Source organism: Flavobacterium myungsuense (assembly GCF_042677265.1).
Classification (GTDB): domain Bacteria; phylum Bacteroidota; class Bacteroidia; order Flavobacteriales; family Flavobacteriaceae; genus Flavobacterium; species Flavobacterium myungsuense.
In genome coordinates this window covers 1-1,007 of sequence record NZ_JBHTIZ010000009.1, presented here as the reverse complement: position 1 = coordinate 1,007, position 1,007 = coordinate 1, and the positions used below count along the sequence as shown (strand labels likewise).

The 1,007-nt window shown below is 48.0% G+C and carries 1 rRNA gene; it reads right to left on the bottom strand.

Annotated features, from left to right (window positions below):
- Positions 1-1,007, bottom strand: a 23S ribosomal RNA gene (locus ACFQ0S_RS03105); the annotation flags it as partial.

The following is a 1,007-nucleotide window of genomic DNA, read 5'->3' as shown; positions in this document are numbered from 1 at the left end:
GCGACGCCACTTCACAGTCTCCAACCTATCCTACACATCATTTATCCAAGGTCAATACTAAGCTATAGTAAAGGTGCACAGGGTCTTTTCGTCCCACTGCGGGTAAACGGCATCTTCACCGTTACTACAATTTCACCGAGCTCATGGCTGAGACAGTGTCCAGATCGTTACACCATTCGTGCAGGTCGGAACTTACCCGACAAGGAATTTCGCTACCTTAGGACCGTTATAGTTACGGCCGCCGTTTACTGGGGCTTCAATTCAATGCTTCTGGTTACCCATAACATCTCCTCTTAACCTTCCAGCACCGGGCAGGTGTCAGGCCCTATACTTCATCTTACGATTTTGCAGAGCCCTGTGTTTTTGATAAACAGTCGCCTGGACCTCTTCACTGCGGCCCCGATTACTCGGGGCGACCCTTCTCCCGAAGTTACGGGTCTATTTTGCCTAATTCCTTAGCCATGAATCTCTCGAGCACCTTAGGATTCTCTCCTCGACTACCTGTGTCGGTTTACGGTACGGGTACTAATAACCTGAAGTTTAGAGGTTTTTCTTGGAAGCCCTTAGGTACACTATCTCGTTGGCCGAAGCCGCTGAGTACTATCGCATTTCACCAAAACCTGCGGATTTGCCTACAGGTCCTATAGCTAGGTGCTTTAACGAACTATTCCGTCAGTTCGCGGTACTTTCATCACTCCGTCACCCCATCACAGTTATCAGTAGTACGGGAATATTAACCCGTTGGCCATCGACTGTCCCTTTCGGGTTCGCCTTAGGTCCCGACTAACCCACAGCTGATTAGCATAGCTGTGGAAACCTTAGTCTTTCGGTGTGCGGGTTTCTCGCCCGCATTATCGTTACTTATGCCTACATTTTCTTTTCTAACCAGTCCAGCATACCTTACGATACACCTTCAACCCTGTTAGAATGCTCCCCTACCACTTTGTATTACTACAAAATCCATAGCTTCGGTAATATGTTTATGCCCGATTATTATCCATGCTCGT